This window comes from Streptomyces pimonensis (assembly GCF_041380215.1).
GTDB classification, from domain to species: Bacteria; Actinomycetota; Actinomycetes; order Streptomycetales; family Streptomycetaceae; genus Streptomyces; species Streptomyces pimonensis.
The window spans coordinates 83,584-109,461 of record NZ_JAHWZY010000008.1 but is presented as its reverse complement, the minus strand read 5'-3'; the positions used below and the strand labels follow the sequence as shown (position 1 = coordinate 109,461).

General features: G+C 72.4%; 22 protein-coding genes. 8 read left to right on the top strand and 14 right to left on the bottom strand.

What is annotated here, in order from left to right; all coding sequences use genetic code 11:
* Window positions 1–143 precede the first annotated feature (143 nt).
* Together KYY02_RS10745 and KYY02_RS10740 are read right to left on the bottom strand one after the other, a co-directional pair.
* Window positions 144–1,418: a helix-turn-helix domain-containing protein gene (locus KYY02_RS10745; protein ID WP_371237721.1), complete on the bottom strand. Its 1,275-nt coding sequence runs from the start codon at window positions 1,416–1,418 to the stop codon at window positions 144–146.
* A gap of 260 nt (window positions 1,419–1,678) precedes the next feature.
* On the bottom strand, window positions 1,679–3,313 hold the full coding sequence (locus KYY02_RS10740; RefSeq protein WP_371237557.1) for an acyl-CoA dehydrogenase family protein: 1,635 nt from the start codon (window positions 3,311–3,313) through the stop codon (window positions 1,679–1,681).
* A 90-nt stretch (window positions 3,314–3,403) separates the two neighbouring features.
* Here KYY02_RS10740 and KYY02_RS10735 point away from each other — a divergent pair, with 90 nt between their 5' ends.
* The 3 genes from KYY02_RS10735 (at window position 3,404) to KYY02_RS10725 (ending at window position 7,010) form a co-directional block, all read left to right on the top strand.
* Complete coding sequence (locus tag KYY02_RS10735) at window positions 3,404–4,570, top strand: YihY/virulence factor BrkB family protein (RefSeq protein ID WP_371237555.1); 1,167 nt, start codon at window positions 3,404–3,406, stop codon at window positions 4,568–4,570.
* 331 nt (window positions 4,571–4,901) lie between these two features.
* Window positions 4,902–5,846, top strand: a complete 945-nt coding sequence (locus KYY02_RS10730; RefSeq protein WP_371237554.1) for an AraC family transcriptional regulator — start codon at window positions 4,902–4,904, stop codon at window positions 5,844–5,846.
* A 474-nt stretch (window positions 5,847–6,320) separates the two neighbouring features.
* On the top strand, window positions 6,321–7,010 hold the full coding sequence (locus tag KYY02_RS10725; protein ID WP_371237553.1) for a helix-turn-helix domain-containing protein: 690 nt from the start codon (window positions 6,321–6,323) through the stop codon (window positions 7,008–7,010).
* Here the strand turns inward: KYY02_RS10725 and KYY02_RS10720 are convergent.
* Window positions 6,990–7,394 carry a VOC family protein gene (locus KYY02_RS10720; RefSeq protein WP_371237551.1) on the bottom strand — a complete coding sequence of 135 codons (405 nt, stop codon included), beginning with the start codon at window positions 7,392–7,394 and terminating at the stop codon, window positions 6,990–6,992. The genes KYY02_RS10725 and KYY02_RS10720 overlap by 21 nt on opposite strands.
* A 24-nt stretch (window positions 7,395–7,418) precedes the next feature.
* Complete coding sequence (locus KYY02_RS10715; RefSeq protein WP_371237550.1) at window positions 7,419–8,534, bottom strand: NADAR family protein; 1,116 nt, start codon at window positions 8,532–8,534, stop codon at window positions 7,419–7,421.
* A 72-nt stretch (window positions 8,535–8,606) separates the two neighbouring features.
* On the opposite strand from KYY02_RS10715, the gene KYY02_RS10710 reads away from it, so the two are divergent.
* Complete coding sequence (locus KYY02_RS10710; protein WP_371237548.1) at window positions 8,607–9,314, top strand: ThuA domain-containing protein; 708 nt, start codon at window positions 8,607–8,609, stop codon at window positions 9,312–9,314.
* Here KYY02_RS10710 and KYY02_RS10705 read toward each other — a convergent pair.
* From KYY02_RS10705 to KYY02_RS10690, 4 genes are all read right to left on the bottom strand, one after another.
* Window positions 9,289–10,515, bottom strand: a complete 1,227-nt coding sequence (locus KYY02_RS10705) for an MFS transporter (protein WP_371237547.1) — start codon at window positions 10,513–10,515, stop codon at window positions 9,289–9,291. The two genes, KYY02_RS10710 and KYY02_RS10705, sit on opposite strands and share 26 nt — an antisense overlap.
* 345 nt (window positions 10,516–10,860) lie before the next feature.
* A complete protein-coding gene (locus KYY02_RS10700) occupies window positions 10,861–11,922 on the bottom strand; it encodes a LacI family DNA-binding transcriptional regulator (protein ID WP_371237545.1) in 1,062 nt (353 codons plus the stop codon).
* 364 nt (window positions 11,923–12,286) lie between these two features.
* A complete protein-coding gene (locus tag KYY02_RS10695) occupies window positions 12,287–13,324 on the bottom strand; it encodes an MBL fold metallo-hydrolase (protein WP_371237544.1) in 1,038 nt (345 codons plus the stop codon).
* A gap of 83 nt (window positions 13,325–13,407) precedes the next feature.
* Complete coding sequence (locus KYY02_RS10690) at window positions 13,408–14,349, bottom strand: serine hydrolase (RefSeq protein ID WP_371237542.1); 942 nt, start codon at window positions 14,347–14,349, stop codon at window positions 13,408–13,410.
* 95 nt (window positions 14,350–14,444) lie between these two features.
* Between KYY02_RS10690 and KYY02_RS10685 the strand changes: the two genes are divergently transcribed.
* On the top strand, window positions 14,445–15,413 hold the full coding sequence (locus KYY02_RS10685; RefSeq protein ID WP_371237540.1) for a LysR family transcriptional regulator: 969 nt from the start codon (window positions 14,445–14,447) through the stop codon (window positions 15,411–15,413).
* 23 nt (window positions 15,414–15,436) lie between these two features.
* Here KYY02_RS10685 and KYY02_RS10680 read toward each other — a convergent pair whose 3' ends face one another.
* The 3 genes from KYY02_RS10680 to KYY02_RS10670 form a co-directional block, all read right to left on the bottom strand.
* Entirely contained in the window at window positions 15,437–16,264 is an 828-nt protein-coding gene (locus KYY02_RS10680) for an MOSC domain-containing protein (protein ID WP_371237539.1), read from the bottom strand.
* A 290-nt stretch (window positions 16,265–16,554) separates the two neighbouring features.
* Complete coding sequence (locus KYY02_RS10675) at window positions 16,555–17,478, bottom strand: hypothetical protein (protein WP_371237538.1); 924 nt, start codon at window positions 17,476–17,478, stop codon at window positions 16,555–16,557.
* A gap of 113 nt (window positions 17,479–17,591) precedes the next feature.
* The gene (locus KYY02_RS10670; protein WP_371237537.1) at window positions 17,592–18,656 is read right to left on the bottom strand and encodes an alpha/beta hydrolase family protein; all 1,065 of its coding nucleotides are present in this window, start codon (window positions 18,654–18,656) and stop codon (window positions 17,592–17,594) included.
* A 114-nt stretch (window positions 18,657–18,770) separates the two neighbouring features.
* On the opposite strand from KYY02_RS10670, the gene KYY02_RS10665 reads away from it, so the two are divergent.
* Window positions 18,771–19,406, top strand: coding sequence for a GNAT family N-acetyltransferase (locus KYY02_RS10665; protein ID WP_371237536.1), 636 nt, complete (start codon window positions 18,771–18,773; stop codon window positions 19,404–19,406).
* Window positions 19,403–20,287, top strand: a complete 885-nt coding sequence (locus KYY02_RS10660) for a PaaX family transcriptional regulator C-terminal domain-containing protein (protein ID WP_371237534.1) — start codon at window positions 19,403–19,405, stop codon at window positions 20,285–20,287. Before KYY02_RS10665 ends, KYY02_RS10660 begins: the two co-directional genes overlap by 4 nt.
* A 156-nt stretch (window positions 20,288–20,443) precedes the next feature.
* Here KYY02_RS10660 and KYY02_RS10655 read toward each other — a convergent pair whose 3' ends face one another.
* Window positions 20,444–20,776 (bottom strand): abortive infection family protein, encoded by a 333-nt coding sequence (locus tag KYY02_RS10655; protein ID WP_371237533.1) that lies wholly within the window; start codon window positions 20,774–20,776, stop codon window positions 20,444–20,446.
* A gap of 109 nt (window positions 20,777–20,885) precedes the next feature.
* On the opposite strand from KYY02_RS10655, the gene KYY02_RS10650 reads away from it, so the two are divergent.
* A protein-coding gene (locus KYY02_RS10650) for an IS3 family transposase (RefSeq protein ID WP_371237720.1) occupies window positions 20,886–22,330 on the top strand; the annotation gives its coding sequence in 2 pieces (ribosomal slippage) (window positions 20,886–21,201 and window positions 21,201–22,330; 1,446 coding nt in all).
* Window positions 22,331–23,240: 910 nt separating this feature from the next.
* Here KYY02_RS10650 and KYY02_RS10645 read toward each other — a convergent pair.
* The gene (locus KYY02_RS10645; protein WP_371237532.1) at window positions 23,241–23,819 is read right to left on the bottom strand and encodes a TetR/AcrR family transcriptional regulator; all 579 of its coding nucleotides are present in this window, start codon (window positions 23,817–23,819) and stop codon (window positions 23,241–23,243) included.
* Window positions 23,806–25,326 carry an MFS transporter gene (locus tag KYY02_RS10640; RefSeq protein WP_371237530.1) on the bottom strand — a complete coding sequence of 507 codons (1,521 nt, stop codon included), beginning with the start codon at window positions 25,324–25,326 and terminating at the stop codon, window positions 23,806–23,808. The genes KYY02_RS10645 and KYY02_RS10640 overlap by 14 nt, the downstream gene beginning before the upstream one ends.
* Between the last annotated feature and the right edge of the window lie 552 nt (window positions 25,327–25,878).

Below are 25,878 nucleotides of genomic sequence, written 5' to 3'. Positions count from 1 at the left end.
CTGGGGTGGCCCGTACCGGGATGCTACGGCAGCCGGGCGGTTCGGGCGGGGGAGACCCTGCAAGTATGCGAAACAGCGACCTTCCGAGGCGTCGGCGGGCACGCCTGTACGACCCCGCGCGGTCTTGACGGGCGGAAGGGGCGTCAGGCGTCCCGCACCGGTCGCCGTGGACGGCCCGGGGCCGGGGCCGTCGAACGGGGGAACAGGTCGTGGGGGCCGTCCGGGAGGACGAGCTCCACCTCCGCGCTCTCCGTGAAGCGGTAGGGGCGGTGGTCCAGAAGGGGCCCCAGGTAGCGCCGGATCCGGGACATCTCCGCGCGCACCGTCACCGTGCGGTCCGGGTCGCCGAACACGTCCCGGGCGAGGTCAGCCGCGCTGCGCCCGGTGCGGTGCACGGCCAGCAGGTACAGCAACTCGGCGTGCCGGGGGCTCAGTTCCCGGGTCCAGGAGCCCGACCCGCCGGACACCTCCACCGACCGGCGGCGCGGCTCCCTCAGGTCCAGCACGATCCGGAACGCACCGCGCGCCACCGGTTCGTCCGCCGCCCGCACCAGCCAGCCCCCGGCCAGCGGCTCCAGCGAGCAGCGGCCCAGCGCCGGCAGCCATCGCATGCCCGCCGACACCGACGCGGGCAGCACCAGCCGCTCCGGGTGCCGCATCCCCGTCGCCGCCGCCGTCCACCCCTGCCGGTCCACGACCAGCGCACGCCCGTCGATCCGGGCCAGCACCGGCGCCGCCGCCGCGCGCAGCCGCTCCAGCGACCGCAGGTGCGCCTCCCGCAGCCGCGCCTCGGCGAGCTTGGCCACCGAGTCGACCCACGCCAGCGTGGCCGGGTGCATCGTCTCCAGCGGCCCGCTCACGTCCACCACGCCGATCAGCCGCCCGTCACGGGGGTCCGTGATCGGCGCCCCGGCACACGCCCAGGTGGCGTGCGAGCGCACGAAGTGCTCGGCGGCGAACACCTGCACCGGACGCCGCGTCACCGCCGACGTCCCCACCCCGTTGGTGCCGACGACCTCCTCGCGCCAGTCCGCGCCGATCTCGAAGCCCAGCCCGTCGGCCTTGCGCAGCACCGGCGCGCTGCCCTCCCGCCACAGCACCCGGCCCTCCTCGTCGGCCACCACCATGATGTGGCGGGCGGAGTCCGCGACCGACAGCAGCCCTTCCCGCAGCACCGGCAGCACCTGCCGCAGCGCCGAGGTCTCCCGCCGCCGCTGCACCTCCTCCCGGGACAGCAGACCGCTGTGGAGGCCGTGGTCCGGGTCCACGCCGCTGCGCAGCATCCGCTCCCAGGACTGCCCGATCACCGGACGGGGAGCCACGGGCGTACGCTGCCCGGAGAGCGCGGCGGAGCGGACCTTGTCGAGCACCCGCGCCGCCCGCGCCGTGTCGACGGCGGCCAGCTGCGTCACGTCCATGGGCGAGAGCGCCACCGGTCCCCTCCCGGAAGAAAAGCTGTCGGTCCCATACTGCCGTCCGCACCCGGCACGGACGCGCCTGCCGCGGCCACGGGGACGACACGTTGCAACCCTCTGCAACCCTGGTGGAGGGCCCCCGGCCGACCGAGACTTGGGCGACGCCGTCCCGAGCGGTGTCCACGGCCCGCGAGGGCCCGTGCGGCGGGGGTGGTGCCGTGTCGGCGCAGCACCACCCCCGTGTCGCGCCGGCCGCCGCTCACTCAGCCCACCGGCCGGGCCCGCTCCACCACCGACGCCAGGTCCAGCGTGTGCGGCAGCGTCCCGAACGCCGCTCCCCCGTCCCCGCCCAGCCGTGCCGCGCAGAACGCGTCCGCCACCTGCGGCGGCGCGTACCGCACCAGCAACGACCCCTGCAGCACCAGCGCCAGCCGCTCCGTCAGCCGCCGCGCCCGCCCTTCGACGCCCTCCAGGTCCGCCAGTTCGGTCAGCAGGTCCTTGATCGCGGCGTCCAGCCGGTGATCCACCCCGCGCGCCCGTCCCACCTCCCGCAGGTACGCGTCCAGCGCCGCCGGCTCCCGGCGCAGCGCCCGCAGCACGTCCAGCGCCTGGATGTTGCCCGCGCCCTCCCAGATCGAGTTCAGCGGCGACTCCCGCACCAGCCGCGGCATCCCCGACTCCTCGACGTACCCGTTCCCGCCCAGGCACTCCGCCGCCTCCACCGCGAGCGGCGCGCACCGCTTGGTCACCCAGTACTTCGCCGCCGGCACCGCGATCCGCAGCAGCGCCCGCTCCTGCTCGCCGTCGTCGTCGTACGCCGCCGCCAGCCGCAGCGCCAGCGCGGTGGCCGCCTCCGACTCCAGCGCCAGGTCGGCCAGCACATTGCGCATCAGCGGCTTGTCGGCGAGCTTCCCGCCGAACGCCTCCCGGTGTGCGCAGTGGTGCACCGCCTGCGCCACCGCCTGCCGCATCAGCCCCGCCGAACCCAGCACGCAGTCCAGCCGGGTCGCCGCCACCATCCCCATGACGGTGCGCAGCCCGGCCCCCTCGTCCCCGACCCGGCGCGCCCACGTCCCGTCGAACTCCACCTCGGCGGACGCGTTGGACCGGTTGCCCAGCTTCTCCTTGAGCCGCTGGATGAGGAACACGTTGCGTGTGCCGTCCTCCAGCACCCGCGGCACCAGAAAGCACGTGAGCCCCCCGGGCGCCTGCGCCAGCACCAGGAAGGCGTCCGACATCGGGGCCGAGCAGAACCACTTGTGCCCGGTCAGCTCGTACGCGCCGTCCTCGGTCAGCGGCCGGGCCGCCGTCGTGTTCGTTCGTACGTCGCTGCCGCCCTGCTTCTCCGTGATGCCCATCCCGAACAGGGCGCCGGGCTTCTGCCCCGCGGGCCGCAGGGCACGGTCGTAGACCGCCGACGTCAGCCGCGGCTCCCACTCCGTCGCCAGCGCCGGGTCCGTGCGCAGCGCGGGGACCGCCGCGTGGGTCATCGACAGCGGGCAGCCGTTGCCGGCTTCCACCTGCGTCCACACCAGGAACGCCGCCGCCCGCCGCACATGCCCGCCCGGCCGCCCCCAGGCCGCCGTCAGCCCCGCCGAGACGCCCTTGCCGAGCAGCCGGTGCCAGGACGGGTGGAAGTCGACCTCGTCGATCCGGTGACCGTAGCGGTCGTGGGTGCGCAGCCGCGGCGGGTTCTCGTTCGCCAGGGCCCCCCACTCCTGCACCTGCGCGGACCCGGCGGTCCGTCCGAACCCCGACAGTTCGGAGAGGCCCTCGTCCCGCACGTCGGGATCCAGATGCCGTTCGACCGCCTCCACCAGCGCCCGGTCGGCGCCGAACACGTCGTACTGCACCAGCGGGGGAGCCTGATTGGTCACGGTGTGCGTGGTGCCTGCCATGCCCACGAACGTACCCCGTGGCAAGCCGGCCTCACCCGCCGATCCGGCCTGCGGGTGAGTGCGACCTGGTACGACGGATACCTTTAGGGCGTGCAGCCAGCAAGTGAATCCCCCAACGCGCCCTCCGGCCGCCTCCACCGGGCCAAGGCCCTCTACCAGAACGTCTCCAAACGCAGGACCGCCTGGCTGCTGCTGAAGGACACCGTCAACTCGTGCATGGAGTACCGCATCCTGGGCCTGGCGGCCGAGGCGGCGTTCTTCACGCTGCTGTCGGTGCCCCCGCTGCTGCTCAGCATGGTCGGCCTGCTCGGCTACGTCGACGCCTGGACCGGCGCCGACACCATCCAGAGCGTGCAGCGCAGCCTCCTGGACGCCTCCCGGACCGTGCTCTCCGACCGGGGCGTGACGGAGATCGCGGAGCCGATCCTGCGGGACGTCACCAAGGGCGGCCGGCCCGACGTGATCTCCCTCGGCTTCCTGATCGCCGTGTGGTCGGGCTCCCGCGCGGTGAACGTCTTCATCGAGACCATCACCGTCATGTACGGCCTCGACGGCGTGCGGGGCATCGTCAAGACCCGGCTGCTGGCCTTCCTGCTGTTCATCGTGGCCCTGCTGATCGGCTCCGTCGCGCTGCCGCTGATGGTGGCGGGACCGGACGCGGTCGTCCGGGTGGTGCCCTGGTCGGCGACGCTCGTGCAGATCCTCTACTGGCCGGTCGTGATCCTGCTCTCCGTCGCCTTCCTGACCACGCTCTACCACGTCTCCGTGCCCGTGCGCTCCCCGTGGGTCGAGGACGTGCCCGGCGCGCTGGTCGCCCTCGCCATGTGGGTGCTCGGCAGCTTCCTGCTGCGCCTCTACCTGACGAACACCGTCGAGGGCCCCACCATCTACGGCTCCCTCGCCGCCCCCGTCGCCGTGCTGCTGTGGATCGGCGTGTCCGCCTTCGCCGTGCTCGTCGGCGCCGCGGTCAACGCGGCCATCGACCGGGTCTGGCCGGCCGCCGCGACGGCCGCGGCCCGCGAGACCAACGAGCGGCTGCGGCAGGCGCAGGTCGCCGAGTACGTCGCCCGCACCGCCGCGGCCGGCGAGGCCGACCCCGACATGCCCTCCGAGTTCCCCGAACGCTGGTCCCGCTTCCTGCCCCCGGAGGACGTCACGGCCCGGCTGCGCGCCCACGCGAAGTCCACCCACCCGAGCGCCCACGCGAAGTCCACCCACCCGAGGAACGACGAGGGGCCGGCGCACGACGGGAACTGAGCCGTCTCCCGCCCCCGGACGGGCTGGTGCGTCAGCCCCTCCGGCGTTCGGGGAGCGGGTCCGGGGCGGGGCCCCGGTCCGGGACCGGGCGGCGGGGGCGACGGCACACGGGCTCACGCCTTCCAGACACCGGCCGCCGCCTCGGCCACGAAGCCGGCGAAGTTCCGCGGCTCGCCCCAGCGTCTGCCGCACCCCGTCCTCCAGCCACGCGTCGCGCCCGTCGAGCAGGGTCCCGAACACCTCCGTGAGGAACGCGGCCTCCTCCCGCGTGCGCCGCGGGGAACCGTCGCCGAGCGGCTCGTTGCCGTGAGCCCGCGTCTACGCTGCTCCCATGGACGCACTCACCGGTCTGCTCGAGGGCCTCCGCGCGCGGGGCGCGTTCATGATCCGGGCGTGCTTCGACCCGCCGTGGGCGATCCGGGTGGAGGACCGTGCCCCCCTGACGGTGATGGTGCTCGTCCGCGGCGAGGCGTGGATCGTGCCGGACGGGGGAGAGCGCCTCCGGCTGCGCCCCGGCGACCTCGCCGTCGCGCGCGGCCCCGACCCGTACACCTGCGCCGACGACCCGGCCACGGCGCCGCAGGCGCTGATCCTGCCAGGCGGCGCGTGCCACCACCCCGACGGGCGACCCCTGAACGGCGTCATGGACCTCGGCGTCCGCACCTGGGGCGACCGGCCGGAGGGCGGGACGGTGATGCTGATCGGCACCTACCGGATGCGGGGCGAGACCGGCGGCCGGCTCCTCGACGCGCTGCCGCCGCTGCTCGCCCTCACCGCCGACGTGTGGGACCGCCCGCTCACCCCCTTCCTCATGGACGAGACCGTGCGCGACGCCCCCGGCCAGGAGGTCGTCCTGGACCGGCTGCTCGACCTGCTGGTCATCGCCGCGCTGCGCGCCTGGTTCGCCCGCCCGGAGGCGCAGCCGCCCGCCTGGTACCGGGCGCAGGCCGACCCGGTCGTCGGCCCGGCCGTACGCCTGCTCGAGGACGACCCCGCCCGCCCGTGGACGGTCGCCGAACTCGCCGCGAAGGCCGGCGTCTCCCGCGCCGCCCTGGCCCGCCGCTTCACCCGGCTGGTCGGCGAACCCCCGATGACCTACCTCACCGGCCGGCGCCTCGCCCTCGCCGCGGACCGCCTGCGCGACACCGACGACACCATCGGCGCGATCGCCCGCCAGGTCGGCTACGGCAGCGCCTTCGCCCTGTCCACCGCCTTCAAACGGGCCTACGGGGTCAGCCCGCAGGAGTGGCGCAACCGGGCGGCGTGGCGTCCCTGATCAGTTGAGCGAACCTATGCGAACTGCAGGGTGCGGCATGGGTTCTGCCCGCCTGGGGGAGCGTGGGCGTGCAGGCGGAATTCCGCGCCCGGTGCTGCCCCTCGGGGCCGGTGCCGGCGGGTGGTGGGTGTGCTGATCGTCGTCACGCCCTGGTGCCGGCGGGCTGCGCGGGGCAGCCGTCCCGGGCTCGTGGGTGCGTGTCCCTCCGGACGCCGGCCCGCCGGACCCGTGGGGCCGGTGAGGGAGGGCGCCCTGCGTCGCCGGGGCGTAGGGCGTGGAGTGCGGCGCCGGGTGGGGCCGAGCGGCAGCTTCCGGCTCACCGACGCTCCTCCTTTCCCGCCCTCCGCGCTGTCATCCGACCAACGACACCGCCCCGAGAAGGTCACGCATTCGATCCACGAACTCGCGCACGGCGTCACACCGACGAATGACGCGTCACCACGGATCCCAGACGAAACACGTTAGCCTGAGGGCGTGTACCGGGAGCGGGCGTCACGGCTGACGGGCGCGGTCGTGTGGACCAACAGCCCGTCCACCGGCGGGGAGGGCCGGGTGCTCCCCGACGGCTGCATGGACCTGCTCTGGCACGAGGGGCGCCTGCTGGTCGCGGGCCCCGACACCCACGCGCACCTCACCGGAGACCGGCCGGGCACCTGGGCGGGTGTCCGCTTCCGCCCCGGCACCGCGCCCGCGCTGCTGGGCATGCCCGCCCACGAACTGCGCGACCGCCGCGTCGCCCTGTCCGACCTGTGGCCGGCGGCCGACGTGCGCCGCATGACCGCCCGCGTCAACGCGGCGGACGATCCGGCACACGGCCTGGAGGACCTGGCCCTGCGCCGGGCGGCGGAGACGCCCCCGCCCGACCCACTGCTCGGCCTTCTCGTGGCAGCCCTCGACGCGGGCCGCCCGGTCGCCGCGACCGCCGACGAACTGGGCCTGGGCGTCCGGCGGTTGCACCGCCGCTCGCTGGCCGCGTTCGGCTACGGCCCGAAGACCCTGGCCCGCATCCTCCGGATGCGCCGCGCCCTCGCCCTGGCCCGGGCGGGCGTCCCCCTCACGGAGACGGCAGCCCGGACCGGTTACGCGGACCAGGCCCACCTCTCCCGTGAGGTACGGGACCTGACGGGCCTGCCGCCGGGCGGGCTACTGGCCGCTCACGGCTAGCGGCGCGAACAGGTCCACCCCGTTCCCGTCCGGGTCGAGGAGGACGGCGTACCGCTGCCCCCACACCGCGTCCCACGGCTTGAGCTCGAAACGGCTCCCGGCGTCGACCGTCTCCGCGAAGAGCGTGTCGACCTCCGCGGGGCTGTCGCACCGCAGCGCCAGGGAGGACCTGCCCCCGCCCGACGGCGGCTCCCATTCCGTGCGGAAGGACCGGGCCACCTCCTCCGTGTCCAGCAACAGCCGCAGCCCGCCCGGCAGTCCGGCCTCTACGTGTCCCTGCTCCTCGGCCCCCTCCGGGAAGGCGAACCCGAGCCGCCGGTAGAAGGCGACGGAGGCGGCCATGTCGGAGACGACCATCCCGATGGCATCGAATCGTGCACTCATGCGGCCCACCGTAGGGCCGCGCCCCTACGACGGTCTTGAAGGAATCGGACACGCGAGTTCGGACCGGACGAGTTCGAGGAGACGGCCGGTCCAGTTGCGGCCCCTGCCGCGGTCGTCGCCCCAGAAGGCGGAGTCGGAGTCGCCGTAGACGATCGTCGCGTCCTCTGTGGCCAGCAGGGCACGGGCCAGTTCCGGATGCCGGGTGAACTTGGCACGCAGCAGCGCCGTCATGACGGCAATCCGTCGCCGCTCCCAGCCCTCGCTCCGCTCGGCGTCGGCGGCCAGGTTGCGGGCGCCGAAGGTGCTGTCCGCGGCGGCGACCGCCTCCCGCAGAGCGGGGTCGGCGACGGAGAGGGCCCAGTAGGCGTGGGTGACGGTGGGGTAGGTGACGCCGTCGACCTCGACGGGCGCCGGGTACTCGTTGCGCAGCGCCTTCGTGCCCGGGTCGTCGGACGGCTTGAGCGGGTAGCTCTCGTACAGGTGGACCGCGGGGGCGACGGCGGTCGAGGGACCGTCGGCCGGAACGCGCGAACGCGCCTTCGCCGTCCACTCGGCCCGCTCCTCGAAGTAGGAGAGCGCCCAGTCGTACTGGTCCTGCGTGACCGCCTCGTCGGGCCGGCGGTCGATGGTCCCGCCGGGGCCGGCCACCAGCACCTGCAACGGCCAGTCCTTGCGGTCCATGTCGCCCAGCGCGTAGTGCCGCTGCGTCTGGGGTATGGCGAAGTACGCGTCGCGTGCCGCCTCCCGCTTCTCCTCGGTCCGGTCGGCCAGGAACGCGTCGACCGCCGCCAGACAGCGGCCCGTCGAGTCCGGGCGCCTGTTGAGCTGGTCGATCGTGTCCCGTACCTCGGCGACCAGGACCTCGGGCGTGAGCCAGGTCTGCGGCTCGGCGAACTTCCACCGGGCCAGGTCGAAGGCGGACGCCTCCGCGCCCTCGGGGAGTTCGGTCGCGACCCATCCGCTGCGCAGCTTCTCCTCGAATTCCTCCAGGGTGACCAGCCCCCAGCAGTCGATGAGCCCGTCCGCGTAGACGAACAGGTCGGTCAGGTGGTAGTTGAAGTTGCGGATGAAGGCGTGCCGCCAGGTTCCGGGGACGCGTACGCCGTCCGCCATGCGGTAGGTGATCCGGTTGCCGATCATCGGCACATTCTGGAGGACCGCGACGCTCGCCCGGCATCGGGTTTCCGGCGTCCGCCGCATAGGCTCCCGCCCATGGCCGCCCCCGCACTCCTCGTGTACACCCGCACCACCGACTACCGGCACGACTCCATCCCCGCCGGTGTCGCCGCCCTGCGCACCTTCGGCGACTTCACCGTCGACGCCACCGAGGACCCGGCCGCCTTCGAGGGACCGCTCGACCGCTACGCCGCCGTCGTCTTCCTCTCCACCAGCGGCGAGGTGCTCACCCCGGCCGGGCGGCAGCGGCTCGCCGTATACGTCGAGGCGGGCGGCGGCTTCGTCGGCGTGCACGCGGCCGCCTGCACGGAGGACGACTGGCCGTACTACGGCGAACTGCTCGGCGCCCGCTTCGACCGGCACCCGGCCCTCCAGCCGGGCCGCGTCGTGACCGAGGACCACGACCACCCGGCGACCCGGCACCTGCCCGCCGTCTGGGAGTTCACCGACGAGTGGTACGACTTCCGCACCAGTCCCCGTGGATCGGTCCGGGTCCTGCTCTCGGCCGACGAGTCGTCGTACGACGGCGGCGGCATGGGTGAGGACCACCCGCTGGCCTGGTGCCGCGAGCAGGGCGGCGGGCGGGTCTTCTACACCGCGCTCGGGCATGCTGCCGAGGCCTACGACGACCCCGCCTTCCGCGCCCACCTGCGCGGCGGGATCCGCTGGGCGGCCGCCCCGCGCCCCGTTTCGACGGGGGCCGGGGCGGGCGAGCGGGTCAGTCCGGGCGGGGGGCCGACGTGACCCGGCCCTCCTCCGCCGGGGCCCCGGGGGAGGAGGAGGTGATCACCTCGGAGCGGCGGCCGTCCCGGTTCAGGAGGCCGCCGACGAGGGCGAGGCCGAGGCCGGCCACGGCGAGGACGGCGCCGACCAGGGCGGGGGAGGTCCAGCCCCAGCCCGCCGAGAGGGCCAGACCGCCGAGCCAGGCGCCGCCCGCGTTGGCCAGGTTGAAGGCGGAGTGGTTGGAGGCCGCCGCCATCGTCGGGGCGTCCTTCGCCTTGGCCATGAGCAGCATCTGGACGGGCGTGGTGATGAGGGAGCCCAGCGCGCCGATGAAGGTGATCGTCACCAGGGCGGGCCAGACGCTGTGGACCGTGAAGGAGAACGTCACCAGCGCCGCGGCGAGCAGGGCGAGCCCCGCGTACAGCGTCGGGCGCAGTGCGCGGTCCGTGAGCGGGCCCGCGATCAGCGTGCCGAGCGTCATGCCGACACCGTAGAGCGCGAGCACCAGGGTGGTCGAGGACTCGGAGACGCCCGTCACGTTCGTCAGGATGGGCACCAGGTAGCTGTAGACGGCGAAGAAGCCGCCGAATCCCACCACCGCGACGGCCAGGCCGATCGCGACCTGCCGGTTGCCCATCGCCCGCAGCTCGTGCCGGATGCCGGTCTGCCCGCCGCGGGGCTGGTGGGGGACGAACAGGGCCAGCGCGGCGAGGGCGGCGAGACCGATGACGGCGATCGCGAGGAAGGCGGACCGCCAGCCCAGCTGCTGGCCGAGGGCCGTGCCGGCCGGGACGCCGACGATGTTCGCGACGGTGAGTCCGAGGAACATCTTCGAGACGGCGCGCGCGGCCCGGTCGGGGGCGACCAGCCGGGAGGCCACGACGGCGCCCACGCCGAACAGCGCCCCGTGCGGCAGCCCCGTCAGGAAGCGCGCGCCGAAGAGCGTGCCGTAGGTGGGGGCGAGCGCGGACGCGACGTTGCCGACCACGAACAGTCCGGTCAGGAGCAGCAGCAGCCGCTTGTGAGGCAGGCGCGCACCGATGCCCGTCAGCACGGGGGCGCCGACGACGACGCCGAGCGCGTAGGCGGAGACGAGGTTGCCGGCGTCCGGCACGGAGACGCCGACCCCGTCGGCGATCTGGGGCAGCAGCCCCATGGTGGCGAACTCGGTCGTGCCGAGACCGAACGCGACGACGGCCAGGGCCAGCAGAGCCAGGGGCATGGTGCAGGGGGACCTTTCGGGGACAGCGGGCCGGATCAGGGGAGGGGGAAGGACCGAGGTCGTCCCCGGCTCTCGTGGCCGGTCGCGCTGGGCACCATTGCACGGCGCACTCCGGGAGAGGGCAGGCCCTTGGGCAGGGCAGGCCCATAAGGAGGGGAGCAAGGACGGCGGGCCGCGCATTCCAAGATCGGGCCGCGTATCGCCGTGAGCTGTGTCACGGTCACGCCGCGGCGGGCGGGGGCGCCGCCCTTCGGCCTCCTGCCCCGCCCGGCCGCCTTCCGGGAGCCGGGTTCCGCCGCCGGCGGACGCCGGGGCGCGGCCGTGCCGGAGCACGGGCGCCGGCCGTCAGCCGTGACCGCCCGTACGGGACCCGGGGGGCGCCGTGCTCGCGCGTTCCACCAGCCGGGTCGACAGTTCCGTGCGGGTGCTCTCCGGACGGCGGCCGTCCATCATGCGCAGCAGCAGCCGCAGGGCCGTCGCCGCCATCTCGGACAGCGGCTGGCGGACCGTCGTCAGGGCCGGGGCGAGCCAGCGGGCCTCGGGCAGGTCGTCGTAGCCGACCACGCTCATGTCGTCCGGTACGCGCAGACCACGCTCGGCCAGGGCCTCGTAGACGCCCAGCGCCATCCGGTCCGAGCAGACGAAGACGGCCGTGGGCGGCTCGGGCAGATCGAGGAGTTCGCGCAGGCGGCGGCCGGCCGCGTCCTGCCCGGAGCCGGCGTGCCGGACGTACTCGGGGCGGTGCCGCACGCCCGCCGCGGCGAGGGCCGAGCGGTAACCGGCGATCCGCGCGTCGGCGCACAGGGTGTGCCGGTGTCCGGCGACGACCGCGATGCGCTCGTGCCCCAGGGCCAGCAGGTGCTCGGTCGCGCTCACCCCGCCCCGCCAGTTCGCCGCGCCCACCGAGACCACGCCCGCCGGCGGTTCGAGCACCGGGTCGATCATCACGAACGGGATGCGGTGCTGTTCCAGCCACGCGTACTGCGGCTCGCTCAGCTCGGCCAGGTGGAACAGCACCCCCGACGAACCCCGCAGGAAGAATCTGTCCAGCCAGCCCCGCTCCGGCCGCTCCGCACGGCTGCGCGTCAGGGCCGCCGAGACGACGAGCTCGAGCCCCGCGTCGTGCGCCGCCTCCTCCGCGCCGTGCAGCACCGCGCCCGACCCGGAGGTCTCCAGCGAGTGCACCACGAGGTCCACCAGGTGCGGCGCCCTCCCGCCGTCGAACCGGGGTCTTCTGACGTACCCCAGCCGGTCCAGTGCCTCGGTGACGCGGCGGCGGGTCTCGGGGGCCACGTCCTCGCGGCCGTTGACCACCTTGGACGCGGTCGGCACGGACACCCCCGCCTCGCGGGCCACCACCGCCAGTGTCGGCCCGGCCGTCACGTTGGCACTCCCCGCACGGACCATCGAGCATCCACCCCTCCGAATAGAAAGCGCTTCCTACTGTAGATCCGGCACGCCGGAGCGGGAAGAACTCCCGCACGGACGCGGGAATACCGAGGAGCGCCGTGGCGCTCCCGTCTCATCGGCGGGTCCGTCCGGTGCGCGGCGCGGCGCGGTGAGGGGCTGGTGGGCACATGACGGCGGACCGGGAGAACCCCGAGCCCGCACCCCCCGAACTCCGCCCGGCCGTACGCCGCGTGCGCCGCACCGGCGCACTTCGCCGCGACTGACCGGGCGTGCGGCCGGGCGGGTGCTTCTGACGGCCGGGTCGGGCCCCGGTCCGCGGGGCCACGGGTCCGGCCCGCCGGCCCGGACCGGCGGGCCGCGTCTACCGGCGCGCGGGCCGCATGGCGCCGTCGTACACGGTGCGGTAGTCCGGGACGACGATCCGGGAGGCCGGAGACGCCTCCCCGACCTGGGCGAGGAAGGCGTCGAGGTCCATCGCCGGGTCGCGGACCGGGGAACCGGTCAGCGGCAGTTCGAAGTTGTCCCAGTGGACGGGGACGACGACACCGGGGGCGTCCAGGGCGTCCAGCAGCCGGGGCACGTAGCGGTGGGTGGTGCCGGTGGCGGTGGGCACGGCGATCATCGCGAGGTCGGGGCGCAGGCCCCGCACCGCCCGCTCGGAGAAGTCGCTGGCCCCCATGAGGAAGGCCGACGGACCGTGCTCTCCCGCCGTGACCTGGAAGGCCAGGGTGTCGCCCTCGGGCAGGTCCGCGATGGTGCGGGGAACCTTCGCCGGCGGGGCGTTCAGCGTGCCCGGGGCGAAGTACGCGCAGTTCTTGTTGCGGCTGTGCAGACCGGGCACGACCTCGACGGTGACCGTGCCGGTGTCCAGCACCTCGCCGCCCTTCACCACGGAGATCTGCTTCGGGTCGACTCCGAGGGCGGTGAGCAGGTGGTACGTGGTCTCGGTGCCGATGACGCGGGCGCCGGTGGTCCTGGCGATGTACGGCACGTCACCGAGGTGGTCCCAGTGGGAGTGGCTCACCAGCACCAGTTCGGGACGGCCGATGTGCGCGTCCACGACGGCGGGGTCCGTCCTCAGCTCGGTCCGCGGATCGAGGCCGTCGCCGAACAGGCCGGTGGGGAAACGGGTGAGGTAGGGGTCGAAGAGCACGGTGCGGCCCCCCACGTCGATGCGCCAGCCCGTGGTGCCGAGCCAGCGGAACGACACGGAACGCGCGGCCGGGTCACCGCTCCGGTCGCGGCCGGCGGTCGCGGACGTGGTGGCCGCGGTGGCCGCCGCGGCCGGGATCAGCGGGGCCGCCGCACCGAGCGCGGCGCCCCGCAGCACCGTACGGCGGCCGAGGCTGTGGCGGGAGGGGACGCCCGGTCCGTCCGGGGCGTGTATGTCCTGGGTCATGGCGTCAGCAGATCAAGGGAGGAAGTCCCCTGTCCAAGACCGGAGTCGGACACTTCTGATACGCGAACGCATATGTGCCCCGGTCAGCGGCCGTCGCCGTGGAGGAAAGCGGCCGCGATTCCGGCGGCCCGGCCGATCGCCGCGTCCACCGTGGCACGGGAGACGGTCAGATCGTGGGTGCGCGCGAACACGGCGATCGCGTAGCACGCGCCGTCCGGGTAGCGGGCGACGCCCGCCTCCATGTGCAGTCCGGGCAGGGTGCCGGTCTTGGCCGCGACCGCGACGTCGTCCGGGAAACCCGACACCAGCCGGTGGCGGAAGACCTGTCTGCCCATCAGGTCGCGCACGAGCGCACAGGCTTCCGGCGGCCCGGCGGCATCGGTCCAGACGAGCCGGAGCAGCCGGGTGATCTCGCGGGGCGTGCCGGCCGTGGTGTGACGGGGGTCCAGTACCGCCAGCCGTCTCTTCCGCTCGTCCGGCAGGGCCGGGTAGCGCACGGCGAACTCCCTCTCGTCGCGTGCCCCGACCTCCGCGAGCATCGACTCCAGCAGGTCCCGCGGGCCGCCCACGACGCGCGTCCGCTCCAGGCCGAGTTCCTTCGCGAGCAGTCGCACGGTGTCCAGGCCGACCCGGTCCAGCAGCAGGTCGGCGGCCGAGTTGTCGCTGACCGACATCGCGAAGTAGGCCAGGTCGCGCAACGACAGCTCGACGTCGTCCAGACAGCCGGCGGTGCCCCAGCCGCCGAGCCGGTCGGCCGAGGTCACCCGCACCCGCTCCCTCGGATCGAGCTGGCCGGCCACGACCTGCCGGGCGAACTCCAGCACCAGCAGCACCTTGAAGATCGAAGCGATGACCACGTCGTCGTCGGCGCCCACGGCGACCTCCCGGACGTCCCGTTCGCCGTCGGTCCCCCCGGCGGCCGGCGTGCGCGCACGGACGGGAACGGCGTGCACCTGCCCCCTCGCGCCCGCCTCGGCGAAGACCTGCCGGATCCGGTCCTCGGTCGCCGTTCGCGTGCTCGTCACTGCTCGTCCCCCGACATCGGCGTTCCCCGTCACCGGCCGGCCGTCGGCCGGCCGGTCCGTCCCCTCAAGGCGGCTTCCGCATAGGATCCTTGACCGTGGATCTCTTGCGCCACCTGCGTCTCTTCGTCACCGTAGCCGACGAGCTGCACTTCAGCCGGGCCGCCGAGCGGCTGGGCATGGCCCAGCCGCCGCTCAGCCAGGCGATCCGCCGGCTGGAGAAGGAGCTCGGAGCCGAACTGTTCGACCGTTCGCAGCGCGGTGTCCTGCTCAGCGCCGCCGGAGCGGCGCTGCTGGAAGAGGCCCACGAACTCCTCGCCCGGGAGAGGAGGCTGCGCACCCTGGCCCGCCGCGCCGCCGACGGCGGCCTCGGTACCCTGCGCGCGGGCGTGCCGCCCGACACCACGGCCGCCGTCCTGTCCGCGCTGCTCTCCGCCTGCGCGGAACACGCCCCGGAGCTCTCCGTCGACCTGCAGGAGGTCACCACCGTGGAGCAGCTGCGGCTGCTGGCCTCCGGCGGACTGGACGTCGGACTGGTGCACCACCCCGTCGACGCCACCGAACTGCGGCTCGGACCCGAGGTCTCACTGGACCTGGGTGTCGTCCTCCCTCGCACCTCGCCCCTGGCCCGGTTGCCGGAGGTGTCGCTCGGCGACCTCTCCGGCCACGATCTGGTGCTCTTCCCCCGCGCGCACGCGCCCGGCTGGCACGACCGCATCCTCGACGTGTGCCGCGCCGAAGGCTTCGTCCCCGGCCGCCTCCGCCACGCCTCCAACCCCGAGTTCCTGCTCGCCCTCGTGACGGCGGGGCACGGAGTCGCCTTCGACCAGGGACCGGCGGCCCGCAGGGAACCCCGCGTGGCCTGGTCCCCCCTGGCGGGCCGCCCCCTCACCCTGCGCATCGGCGGCGCCTGGCCCGCCGGCCGCGGAGCCCACCCGGCCGCCCGCCGGTTCGCCGAACTCGCCGCCGAGGTCCTGGCCCGCCGCCACACCGCCGCTTCCCGGCGCGAGGGCGCCGCCCGCCCGCCCGACGACACCCCGCGTCCGTGGTCGGTGGTGTACGGCTGAACCCCCGCACACCGGCCGCTGTCCTACAGTTCGGACTCCCCCCACGAGGTCACGGTCACGGCGTCGCCGACGGACAGGGCGCCGGTGCGCAGCACGGCGTACTTCGTGCCGTAGGCGACGCCGCCCTCGCTCGCGCGGCGGTAGCCGGCGAGGGTGCGGAGCGGTTCGGGGCCCGCCTTCGCCCCCGTGCCCTGGTCGACCAGGGTGACCGCGCAGCGGACGGCGAGCTTGGCGTAGCCCAGTTCGGTGTCGCCGATGCGGATGCGGTGGGCGCGGTCCTCGGTGTGCGGTTCGTCCCAGCCGTCGATCACGATGTTGGGGCGGAAGCGGTTCATCGGCAGCGGCGGGAGGCCGCGTCCGGCCAGTTTGCGGTTGAGCAGGCCGAGCGTGGCGCGCGAGACGACGTGCAGGGCGCAGCTGTCGGCGTAGGCGGAGGTGCCGGGGGTCCTGCCGTCGGTCACCCGGTCGTGCTCCGGCGGCACGCGCACGAGCCGGCTCGGCGCGCCGAGCACCTCCGTGAACCAGTCGGCGGCCGTGTCGCCCTGGTCGATGCCCTGGTAGGCCTTCCCGAGCATCTCCACCTTCCGCCGGTCGCCGGCCGTGTCCACGCGCAGGTCCAGCGCCTCGACGCCCGGCGCGTGCAGCACGAGCCGGGCACCGCCGTCGCCGACCGTGGGCCGGACCAGGACCAGCCTGGGGTCCCGGCGCTGGGTCCGCCCCACTCCCTCCTCGTCGACGACCATGAAACTGCGGTCGTGCGCGAGCCCGGCGGGCGTCAGCGGCGCCTCGCCCGCCGATGTCCCGGCGCAGCCTTTGATGGGGTAGTACGTCAGCTCGACAACGCTGGCCATGGTGGCGTTTCCGTCCTGTTCTGCTGGTCGGCGACCGCACTGGTGCCCGGTCCGATGAGTCTTGCAGCGTGCCGGTCCCTCTCCCACCGTGCCGGTGATCATTTGTCGAGAACATCGGCCGTGTTAGCGAGTGCGGAACCGTCAGTTTGGGCGCTGACCTGCGGTGACACGTCGCGTAGGTGTCCGGGACGTGTCACTTCGCGATTGCTTCGCTTTCAGCCCCTTCAGCCCCTTCAGCCCCTGCCGAAGGGCACTGTGCACTTCCCAGCGATACAGACGTTGGGAGCCTGCTACTCGATCACAAAGGGAATCAGGGCCACCTCCACATCCCACGGGGTCGCCGAAAGCGACCTAAACACGAAGGTGTACTGGCGACCTTCATGGTCGGGAAGGGCGGCAGAGACACAGCGCGGGTGCTCGGCCAGCTCCTTCACAGCCTTGTCCACGATCTCTTCCGGCCGGGCCTTGCGAATGAACAGCGGGATCACTGCGTGGCGGTCATAGCGGGTGAGGTAGCCCAAGAGCTGGGGAATGTCCTCCTCGCGGAAGTCGCTGGAACCGCCCCAGATCTTGCACTCGCCCACCAGGACGTTGCGGTCCCCGATCCGCAGGAGAAGATCGGTCTTGCCCGCTCCGTTCTGGCTCTCCGCAGTGCAGCGACCCGCAAACGCGGCGCCGAGCGCGACCAAGAGGACGTCGCGGATCTCTGGCTCGGGCTTTCCTCGGGTGGTGGAGGGGAGGCGTTCCATCTGGTTGCGGGCATGCCGCAGCACACGGAGAGCCTCGGCGTAGAGCTGAGCATCGGCCATCTCGTGGTCGGGCCGACTCTCTGCGGATCCGAAGATGCGGAGCCTGTCGGTGATCTGGTAGCCGTCGTATTCAAACTCGCGCCGGGCAGCTTCAAGTTTCTTCGCCCACCGCTGCTGGGGCGTCTCACCCTCGGTGCCGTAGGACGACTCCACCACGGTGCGGTAGGCCCGAAGCATGCTTTCGAACACACCTAAGGCACGAGAGACCTGGTCGGGGTCGCTCCAGCTGATGTGGTCCGCATAGGAGGAAAAGAGATTCTTGCCCCCGCCCCCAGAGGTGTCCTTCGCCGGCCCGGGGGTGAAGCCGCTGCCGTCCCAGCAGGGTCGCAAGCGGGAAGGACCAAGTTGAGCGCTGATCTCCCGCATGTGGGCGCGGGTGGTGCCGCTGATTAGGTCTGTTGCCATAGGACGTGAGGCTAGCGGCCCGGTGAAACATGAGGTGTCGGCGTACGATTCAAAGTGCACCGGGCGGTACACGCGAACGTGCACCACGCGCCATGGCCGATCTTGCCGGACCGTCATGGAGTGGCGTCGCCGCCTTGGTCGACATCTTTGAGGAACTCTCGTTGGCCGTCCAGGAATCCGTCCGCGAAGAGTGAGCGGGGCGAGAAGAGCGCAGTGAGCGTGATCTTGAGGTCCGACTGCTCGATGGACCGCTTGACAAGGGAATGCGTCGCGTCCGGGTAGCGCTTGGCCGTCAATGCACCGCCTGCGCCCAGCACCTCGCGGTAGACACGCTCGGTGTCGGCGGTGTCTACGTTGATGTCATGGCCCGCGAGGGCCAGCAGCACCGGTACGCCGCGCAGGGCGCGAAGGTCTTGCGTGGCGTCCGCGGTGTAGTTCTTGGAGATGAAGCCCCAGCGATCGGCGGTCATGCCGTCTGCGTCGCCGCCCATGGCTTTGACGTACTCCTCGAAAGTTGCGTGGCGTTCCAGGAGCCGTCGGGTGGTGTCACTCTTGGCGATCGCCGCGTTGGTACGGCCTGCTGACGCGTCGTCGGCGCGCAGCTCGGCTAGGAGGTTGTAGCGACCCTGCTGGAGCCAGTTGATCGCGGGCGAGACGGCGATGACGAAGCTCACGGGCGTCTTGGCGGCGACCTTCGGCAGGACCCAGCCCGCCTGGCTGACGCCCCAGAGCCCGATCCGGTCGCCGTCGATGTCCGGGCGGTTGCGCGCCCAGGCGATGGCGGCGGCTGCCTCGTCGGCGCGGTCGTCCATGGACTGGCCGAGCCAGTTCCCGGGCGCGCCCGCGACGCCGGGCTTGTCCCATGACAGGGAGGCGTAGCCGGCCTCGGCGTTCGCTTCCCACATGGGCCTGTATCCGTCGTCGTGGGTGGCGTCGACGGGGCCGTCGCCGTGGACGTACACGACCAGGCCGTGGTGTTTGCGGCCGTCCTGGGGAGTGGCCAGTACTCCGGTGAGGGTGTGGCCGCCGTGGCGGATCGATACCCGCTGCTCGTCCATGGCGTAGGAGTGCTGCCACAGCACCACGCCGACGAGACCGGCGGCCACGACCAGGGCCGCGACGAGTGACCACACGGCTATGCGGAGCCCGCGCCGCCGGGGCTGGATCTTGGGATGCATGGGATCTGACCGCCTCTGTTCGGGTGAGCGAGCCTAAAACTATCAGTACAAGCACGATCGTCGCGAGAATGATAGTTCCGAGTTTCGGAGTGCAGTGAGAAAAGAGGCCACGGCATGGGACGGGACACGACGGACACCGGCACTGGACCGGTGACGGTCCGGCGGGGCCTTCCGGCCGGCGCCGAGCGGCGGGCGGCCGAGCTGTACTGGGACGCCTTCGGCCGCAAACTCGGCCCCGCCCTGAACCCGCCGGAAAAGGCGGTGCCCTTCATCGCCGCCCACCTGAACGCCGATCGCGCGGTGTGCGCGCTCCTCGACGGTCAGCTCGTCGGCCTCGCCGGCTACCAACTCGGCGGCCGCGCCCTCACCGGGGGACCTGCCTCCGCCGTGCTGCGCGCGTATGGACATCTGCGAGGACTGCACAGACTCCTGCTCCTCGCCCTGTTCGAACGCCACCCGGCCCCCGGACAGCTCGTCATGGACGGCATCGCCGTGGCCCCGGGCATACGCGGGCGTGGCGTCGGAAGCCTGCTCATCGAGGAGGTGGCCGCCGTCGCGGCAGAGCAGCACTGCCGGGAGATCAGACTGGACGTGATCGACACCAATCCGCGCGCCAGGGCCCTGTACGAGCGGCGCGGTTTCACGGCCGTGCGGACCGAGCGCACGCCCTACCTGCGCGGGCTGCTGGGGTTCGGCGCGGTGACCGCCATGCGTCGCGCCGTCGGAACGAGAGGGGCGAAAGAACTATGAGCACCGAGGCGGACCACATCGAGGTCCCCACCCGCATGCTCGTCCACGCGCTGATCCGCGAGGACGGCACCGTCGGCGCGGACGAGCTCTACACCGTCGCCAACACCCTGGGCATGAGCGACCAGCAGGTACGGCTGTGCGTCAAACGCCTCGTCGCCGAGGGCCGCTTCACCCAGGAGGGCCGCGGCCGCAAGGCGCAGCTGCACGCGACCGCGGACACCACGCGTGCCCTGGCTCCCAACACGGACTTCCTCCGGCACGCCTTCCAGCAAGACGCCGGGCTCGCTCCCTGGGACGGTGTCTGGCACCTGACCGCCTTCGCGGTGCCCGAATCGGCGCGCACGGCCCGGGACGCCCTGCGCGAGACGCTCGTCCACCTCGGCGGCGCACCGCTCCAGGGCGGGCTGTATGTCTGCGCCAACGCCTGGGAACCGTACGTCGAAGAAGCGGCCCATCGCCTCGGCGCCCATGGTGCGCTCACCCTTCTCACCACGACCGACCTGCGCAAGGGCGACATCCACGAGCCTGTCGAACTCGCCCGCCGCCTGTGGTCCCTGCAGGAGATCGCCGACCGCTACCACCGCCTCAGCCGCATCGCCCAGCCCCGCCTCGCCCGGCTCACCGGCCCTGCCGCACTCTCCCCGTCCGAACTCCTCACCATCGCGGTCGAACTTGCCGCCGAGCTCACCCGCGCCATGGAGCCCGACCCGCTGTTGCCTCCTCAGCTCCTGCCCCAGCCCTGGCCCGGCACCCAGGCTCGGGAGCTCATCGCCCGCTGCTGGGCGGTCCTGCACGAACGAGGAGGCGGCGAAGCCCGCCCAGCCCTCTTCCGCATCTACGCCGACATCACCCGAGAAGCTGCAGATCGGACCGCGCGCTGAAGACGGGGCAGAGGACGTGCACTTTGATGCGTACCGACCGGTGCATGTTCGGGTGTACGCCGACATGAGGTCCGGTGTTCGTCCAAAAACCAGGCGATCGTCTCATGCCAGACACGGCCTAGAGGGCTGCGGCCAAGAGATCGGTGCGTTGGGCGATCACGCGAAGAGTTCGTTCAGCCTGCTCGTGACGAACCGGCTGATGGTGTGGGCGGAGTCGATGACGAGAAGGACGTGGCTCTCCTGGATGCCCTTTGGGGCAGTGGGGGTGCCGTGTCCGGAGCCAACCTTGTTGCGCATTTCAGCGATGCCGGTGATGAGGTTGATCATGCCCGAGAGCGTCTTGGCGACGCCGATGTCCTTGCCTCCGAGGGCACGATCTGCGGCGTGGTCCTCCTGGATCAGGGTTCGCAGACGCTTCCAGAGCTGCGGCATCTCGTCCTTCTCGAAGCCTATGGCTGCTGGGTCGGCGTAGTGGATCGCTCCCTTCATCGCCGCCCCCTCTCTGTCAAAGTAGGTCGAGTCAGGCATACTGGATGATTCATTGAGTCGAGGGCGGAGAAGGAGTAGTGCCCGGGTGGCCAGCACGAATGACCACGGGATGCCTGATCCGCAGGTGGAAGCCCGTTCGGCCGGTCCGCGCCGGTATACCGCGGAGTACAAGGCGAGGGTCCTCGCGGAGTACGAGACGTTGGACAAGAAGGGCAAGGGTGCCCTGCTGCGGCGGGAGGGCCTGTACTCGTCGTTGATCACGACGTGGCGGCAGCGGCGGGACAAGGGCGGCCAGGCGGCGCTCGCCGCGCCGGCCGGACGGCCGAGGGCGGACCCGAGGGACAGGGAGATCGCGAAGCTGAAGGCGGAAAAGGCCCGCCTGGAAGCCGATCTCGCCAAGGCCCGCACCGTCATCGAGGTCCAGGGAAAGCTCTCCGCGCTGCTCGACCAGTTCGCCACGGACAGCGCCCCGGACCGGAACGGCGAGAACACCAAATGACCGGGGCCACCCCCGCGGCCGTGTTCGACACTGTCCGCGACCAGGCCCTCGAAGAGCTCACCCCTCTGGTCGGACGCGTCCAGGCATGTGCCGCGCTGGGCGTGAGCCGGGCCACCTACTACCGCCACCACCGTCGCAGCCCTGCCCCGGCCAGGCCGCGGCAAGAACGACGCCGGCATCCCCGCGCGCTCACCCCACAGGAGGAGATACGGGTCCTCGACGTGCTCCATTCCCCGGAGTTCGCCGACATGGCGCCCGCCGAGATCTACGCCATCCTCCTGGACCGGGGTGTCTACCTGTGCTCGGAGTCGACGATGTACCGGCTCCTGCGACGGCACGGTGAGGTCCGTGAACGCCGTCGGCAGGCCGTCCACCCGCCCCGGACCGTTCCCGAGCTGTTCGCCGAGGGCCCGAACCAGGTCTGGAGCTGGGACATCACGAAGCTGAAGGGACCGGTCAAGGGCGTCTACTACTGCCTCTGCACGATCATCGACATCTTCAGCCGCTACACGGCCGGCTGGATGATCGCCGCGCACGAGAACAAGGACCTCGCCGAGCGGTTCCTGTCCGAGACGATCGCCAAGTACGGCATCGAGCCAGGCCAGTTGACGATCCACTCGGACCGCGGGTCCCCGATGGCCGCACAGAACGTCGCCCAGATGATGGCCGGCCTCGGCGTCACCAAGTCGCATTCGAGGCCGAAGACGTCGAACGACAACCCGTACAGCGAGAGCCAGTACAAGACCCTGAAGTACCGGCACGACTTTCCCGGCCGTTTCGGATCCCTCGAGGACGCCCGGGCGTGGTGCACCCGCTTCTTCACCTGGTACAACGAGGAGCACCGGCACTCCGGAATCGGCCTGCACACGCCCTACGACATCCACTTCGGCCTCGCTGAGCAGCTCCGCGAGATGCGTGCCGGCGTCCTCCAGGCGGTCTACACGAAGCACCCCGAACGCTTCGTCCGCAAGCCGCCCGAGCCGCCGACACTCCCCGCAGCGGCCTGGATCAACAAGCCGGCACCAGACGGCCCACTGATCCCAGCGCAACGTTAGAACGATCTACCTGCCTTGATCGCTTTGACAGGTTCCGGGCCCTCTTTCCGTTCATCCCGAATCGGACGAACAGAACCAAACCGTTAGCTAAAGGCCTACGCGACGCGCCCGAAGTGCGTCTTAACGAGCGACATGATCGCGGAACTGGTGGTCGCTAAAGGTCGGGGATCATCGCCCTGTGATCAAGAGGAGTTGCGATCCTCCTGCGGTTCCGCCTGGGACATGCCTACGGTTTCCGCACTCTTGAATTGATCAGGTGGGGACTTCCGTCCGTCGTTCGACGCGTTCGTTCGCTGTCGTCGTTGCCTTCGCGCTCGCCGCGCTCGCCGCGCTCGCATCGGGGGCACGGCGCCGGCGCCGTGGTCGAGTCGGTCAGGATCCGGACCCTCGCCGAGGCCGGGGTCCCGCTGGCGCGCGTGCGGGAGCTGCTCTAGGCGGACGAGGAGGAGTTCGCCGCGGCGGTCGCGGACTCCGAAGGGACGGGCGCCGAGGCAGCGCGTGATCATCCGGCGGCGGGCGTCGTGGACGACGTTCTCGGCGAGCTTGCCCGGCATGAGCCACTGGTACCGCCGACCACGGCCCCGATGACCAGCAGCCCCACGAGTACCGGTACCGGCTCGCGCCGCGAGCCGCCCGCGGCGAGGCTGTCGAGCACCCACTGGGTGACGAGCGGGGTGGCCAGAGCCCTGGCGGACACCGCCGGGGCCGGCACCAGCCCGAACGCCAGGACGTGCGGGCAGGGGGCGGGTGAAGGACCGGAGGATCTTCAGCCGGGCCGCGGTGGAGGCCGTGCTGTGCGAAGTGCTGGTGACCGGTTCCCGCTTCGCCTCGGCAGGCCCCCGGCCGGTGCCGGGCGTTCCCGCCGTCGGCCGTGCGTGATCTTCGCGGGCCGGGGCGCGAACCGGGGACTTCACAGCTGTTCCACTTCGGTGAGCGCCAGGAGTTCCTCCCGGGCCCGGGCGAGTTGCTCGGGGGTCAGGTACGGGGAGTTCATCGCGGCGATCAGCCCTTCCGCGGCGTAACGGATGACCAGTGCCCGTCCCGGGGGCAGGCCGTCGGCGTCGAACGCCTCGTTCCAGGCGCGGGCGTCGGCCTGCTGGAGCACTTCGGAGGGCTCCGCGGCCCCCAGGGTGCCCAGGGCGGTGAGCAGGCCGCTGGGGCTGAAGACGCGGGTCAGGTACTCGCTGCCTCCGGTGAAGGCGCGTACGTAGCCGCGGGTGAACTTGCCGGGGCGGTTCTCGGCGAGGTCGACGTGGGCGCGGACCTCTTCCCAGGCTCGGCTCACGGAGTGCTTGATGACCTGGGCGATCAGTTCCTCCCGGGTCCGGAAGTGGTGCATCAGCCCGCTCTTGGAGACTCCCGCGAGCGCCGCGATCTCCGCGAGGCTGGCCTTGGCCCCCTTTTGTTCGAACGCCAGCTCCGCCGCTTCCAGGACAGCGCGGCGGGTGCGCTCCCGGTCGCGGACCAGCTCTCGCTCAGGCGGCGTCATGCTGCACCTTCTCCATGGGAGCCGACGGGATGACCCGCCAGGCGATCACGGCCGCCACCAGCAGGAGTGCGGTGGCGATGAACGACGTCAGCTGCATGGCCGAGGCGAACGCGTCCCGCGCGGCCGTGAGGACCCCGTCGTCCTCGACCGTGGCCAGCGCAGAGGCCAGCGACTCGTTGACGGCGGCGCGCTCGCCCTCCCCCAGGTCCTGCGGCAGCTCCAGGTGGGAGCGGTACATGGCCGCCTGCAACGAGCCCAGGACCGCGATGCCGAGGGCGCCGCCGAGTTCGTACCCGGTCTCGGCGATGGCAGCCGCGGCGCCGGAACGCTCCTTGGGCACCGTACTGACCACCGCGTCGGTCGTCAGTGTCATGGCGATCCCGATGCCGAGGCCCAGGACCGCCAGCGAGACTCCCAGTCCCCAGTAGGAGGCGAAGGGCGCGGTCGCGCCGATCCCGGCCAGGCCGAGCGCTCCCAGGCCGAGGCCGGCACCGATGGAGCGCCCGGCGCCCAGCCGGACCACCAGGAAGCCGATCACGGCGATGACCGCGATGGAGGCGAGAGTGGCGGGCAGTTCGGCGAGCCCGGCGTGCAGGGGGCCGAAGCCGCGCACCATCTGCAGGTACTGGGAGAAGAAGAAGAGCAGGCCGAGGAAGGCGAAGATGGCCAGGGCGTTGGCACCGACGGCGCCGGCGAAGGCCGGGATCCGGAACAGCGAGACGTCCAGCAGCGGAACGCTCAGGCGCTTCTGCCTGCGCAGGAAGGCCCATCCGGCCAGCAGCCCCACGACGGCGGCCAGCAGCACGAGCAGGTCGGCCCCGTTGCCGATCCAGCGCTTGACGGCATAGACCAGGGGCACGATCGCCAGGATCGAGAGCGCCGAGGAGGCCAGGTCGATCCGTTGGCCGGCGGTGCCGCGGGACTCGGGCAGCAGGAACCACCCGCCGACCAGCGCCAGCATCATGATCGGCACGTTGATCAGGAAGACCGACCCCCACCAGAAGTTCTCCAGGAGCATGCCGCCCACCAGCGGCCCCAGGGCGGCTCCCGCGGTGGCGCCGACCGACCAGAGGGCGATCGCGCGGGTGCGCTGCACGGGGTCGACGAACAGGGAACGCACGATCGACAGGGTCGAGGGCATCAGCGTGGCCCCGGCCACGCCGAGCAGGGCGCGGGCGGCGATCAGGGCCTCCGCGTTCGGCGCGAACGCCGCGAGCACGGAGGCCGCGCCGAACGCCGCGCTTCCCATCAGCAGCAGGCGCTTGCGGCCGATCCGGTCGGCCACGTTGCCCATCGTGATCAGCAGCCCGGCCAGCACGAAGGCGTAGATGTCACCGATCCACAGCACCTCGGTGGACGTGGGGGACAAGTCCGCGGTCAGCGACGGAACGGCGAGGTACAGCACCGTGCCGTCGATCGCCAGCAGCATGACGACGAGCACGAGCACGACGAGCGCGGCCCATTCGCGGGGGCCGGCAAGGCGCGGCGCAAGTTTCAGATCGGTCATACCGAACAACTTAACAGACCATATGGACGGCTGAGCGGGCCGCTCGGTCTGTTGCGTGAACTGGGGGCTCCTTCGCGGCGCATGAGCCCCCACTGCAGGACGAAGGCCCGGCCCACGCGCCGGACCACGGGTCGCCGGAAGGCGGCCGATCCGTCGGAGGCGCTGCGGGTGGCGCATGGAGAGCCGCACCTCAAGCCCTCTCCGTCGGTCTTGGGTGAGACATCCCGCTTCGTCGGGTCGACGTGAGAGGGCACGGCAGGAGAACCGCCCCCTCGTGACCGGCGCCGGCACCAGCCCCGCCGGGCCCGATCCGGCGCCCCGGCCGAAGCGCCCGGCCCTCCGTACCGCGCAGGCCGGCAGCGTGCGGATCGTGAAGGAACATGAGCGGCTCCGTGACGGCCGGGCTCCTCGATCCCGGACTCCGCGCCACCCGAGGCCAGGCGGAGCGATTCGGGTATGGAATCGCATAACCCTCAAACCACCCCAAGGTGGTGAAGAGACTGACCCTCGGCAAGGCCGGCGCACTGGTCTGTCTCAGGTGCGCTGGCCGCT

What these genes read in the sequence shown, in the direction of transcription:
- KYY02_RS10670 (WP_371237537.1), bottom strand. Translation starts at nt 18,656, where the DNA reads ATGCATCCCAAGATCCAGCCCCGGCGGCGCGGGCTCCGCATAGCCGTG.
- KYY02_RS10700 (WP_371237545.1), bottom strand. Translation starts at nt 11,922, where the DNA reads ATGGTCCGTGCGGGGAGTGCCAACGTGACGGCCGGGCCGACACTGGCG.
- KYY02_RS10665 (WP_371237536.1), top strand. Translation starts at nt 18,771, where the DNA reads ATGGGACGGGACACGACGGACACCGGCACTGGACCGGTGACGGTCCGG.
- KYY02_RS10715 (WP_371237550.1), bottom strand. Translation starts at nt 8,534, where the DNA reads ATGATCGGCAACCGGATCACCTACCGCATGGCGGACGGCGTACGCGTC.
- KYY02_RS10645 (WP_371237532.1), bottom strand. Translation starts at nt 23,819, where the DNA reads ATGACGCCGCCTGAGCGAGAGCTGGTCCGCGACCGGGAGCGCACCCGC.
- KYY02_RS10660 (WP_371237534.1), top strand. Translation starts at nt 19,403, where the DNA reads ATGAGCACCGAGGCGGACCACATCGAGGTCCCCACCCGCATGCTCGTC.
- KYY02_RS10655 (WP_371237533.1), bottom strand. Translation starts at nt 20,776, where the DNA reads ATGAAGGGAGCGATCCACTACGCCGACCCAGCAGCCATAGGCTTCGAG.
- KYY02_RS10680 (WP_371237539.1), bottom strand. Translation starts at nt 16,264, where the DNA reads ATGGCCAGCGTTGTCGAGCTGACGTACTACCCCATCAAAGGCTGCGCC.
- KYY02_RS10740 (WP_371237557.1), bottom strand. Translation starts at nt 3,313, where the DNA reads ATGGCAGGCACCACGCACACCGTGACCAATCAGGCTCCCCCGCTGGTG.
- KYY02_RS10705 (WP_371237547.1), bottom strand. Translation starts at nt 10,515, where the DNA reads ATGCCCCTGGCTCTGCTGGCCCTGGCCGTCGTCGCGTTCGGTCTCGGC.
- KYY02_RS10730 (WP_371237554.1), top strand. Translation starts at nt 4,902, where the DNA reads ATGGACGCACTCACCGGTCTGCTCGAGGGCCTCCGCGCGCGGGGCGCG.
- KYY02_RS10675 (WP_371237538.1), bottom strand. Translation starts at nt 17,478, where the DNA reads ATGGCAACAGACCTAATCAGCGGCACCACCCGCGCCCACATGCGGGAG.
- KYY02_RS10710 (WP_371237548.1), top strand. Translation starts at nt 8,607, where the DNA reads ATGGCCGCCCCCGCACTCCTCGTGTACACCCGCACCACCGACTACCGG.
- KYY02_RS10745 (WP_371237721.1), bottom strand. Translation starts at nt 1,418, where the DNA reads ATGGACGTGACGCAGCTGGCCGCCGTCGACACGGCGCGGGCGGCGCGG.
- KYY02_RS10640 (WP_371237530.1), bottom strand. Translation starts at nt 25,326, where the DNA reads ATGACCGATCTGAAACTTGCGCCGCGCCTTGCCGGCCCCCGCGAATGG.
- KYY02_RS10720 (WP_371237551.1), bottom strand. Translation starts at nt 7,394, where the DNA reads ATGAGTGCACGATTCGATGCCATCGGGATGGTCGTCTCCGACATGGCC.
- KYY02_RS10695 (WP_371237544.1), bottom strand. Translation starts at nt 13,324, where the DNA reads ATGACCCAGGACATACACGCCCCGGACGGACCGGGCGTCCCCTCCCGC.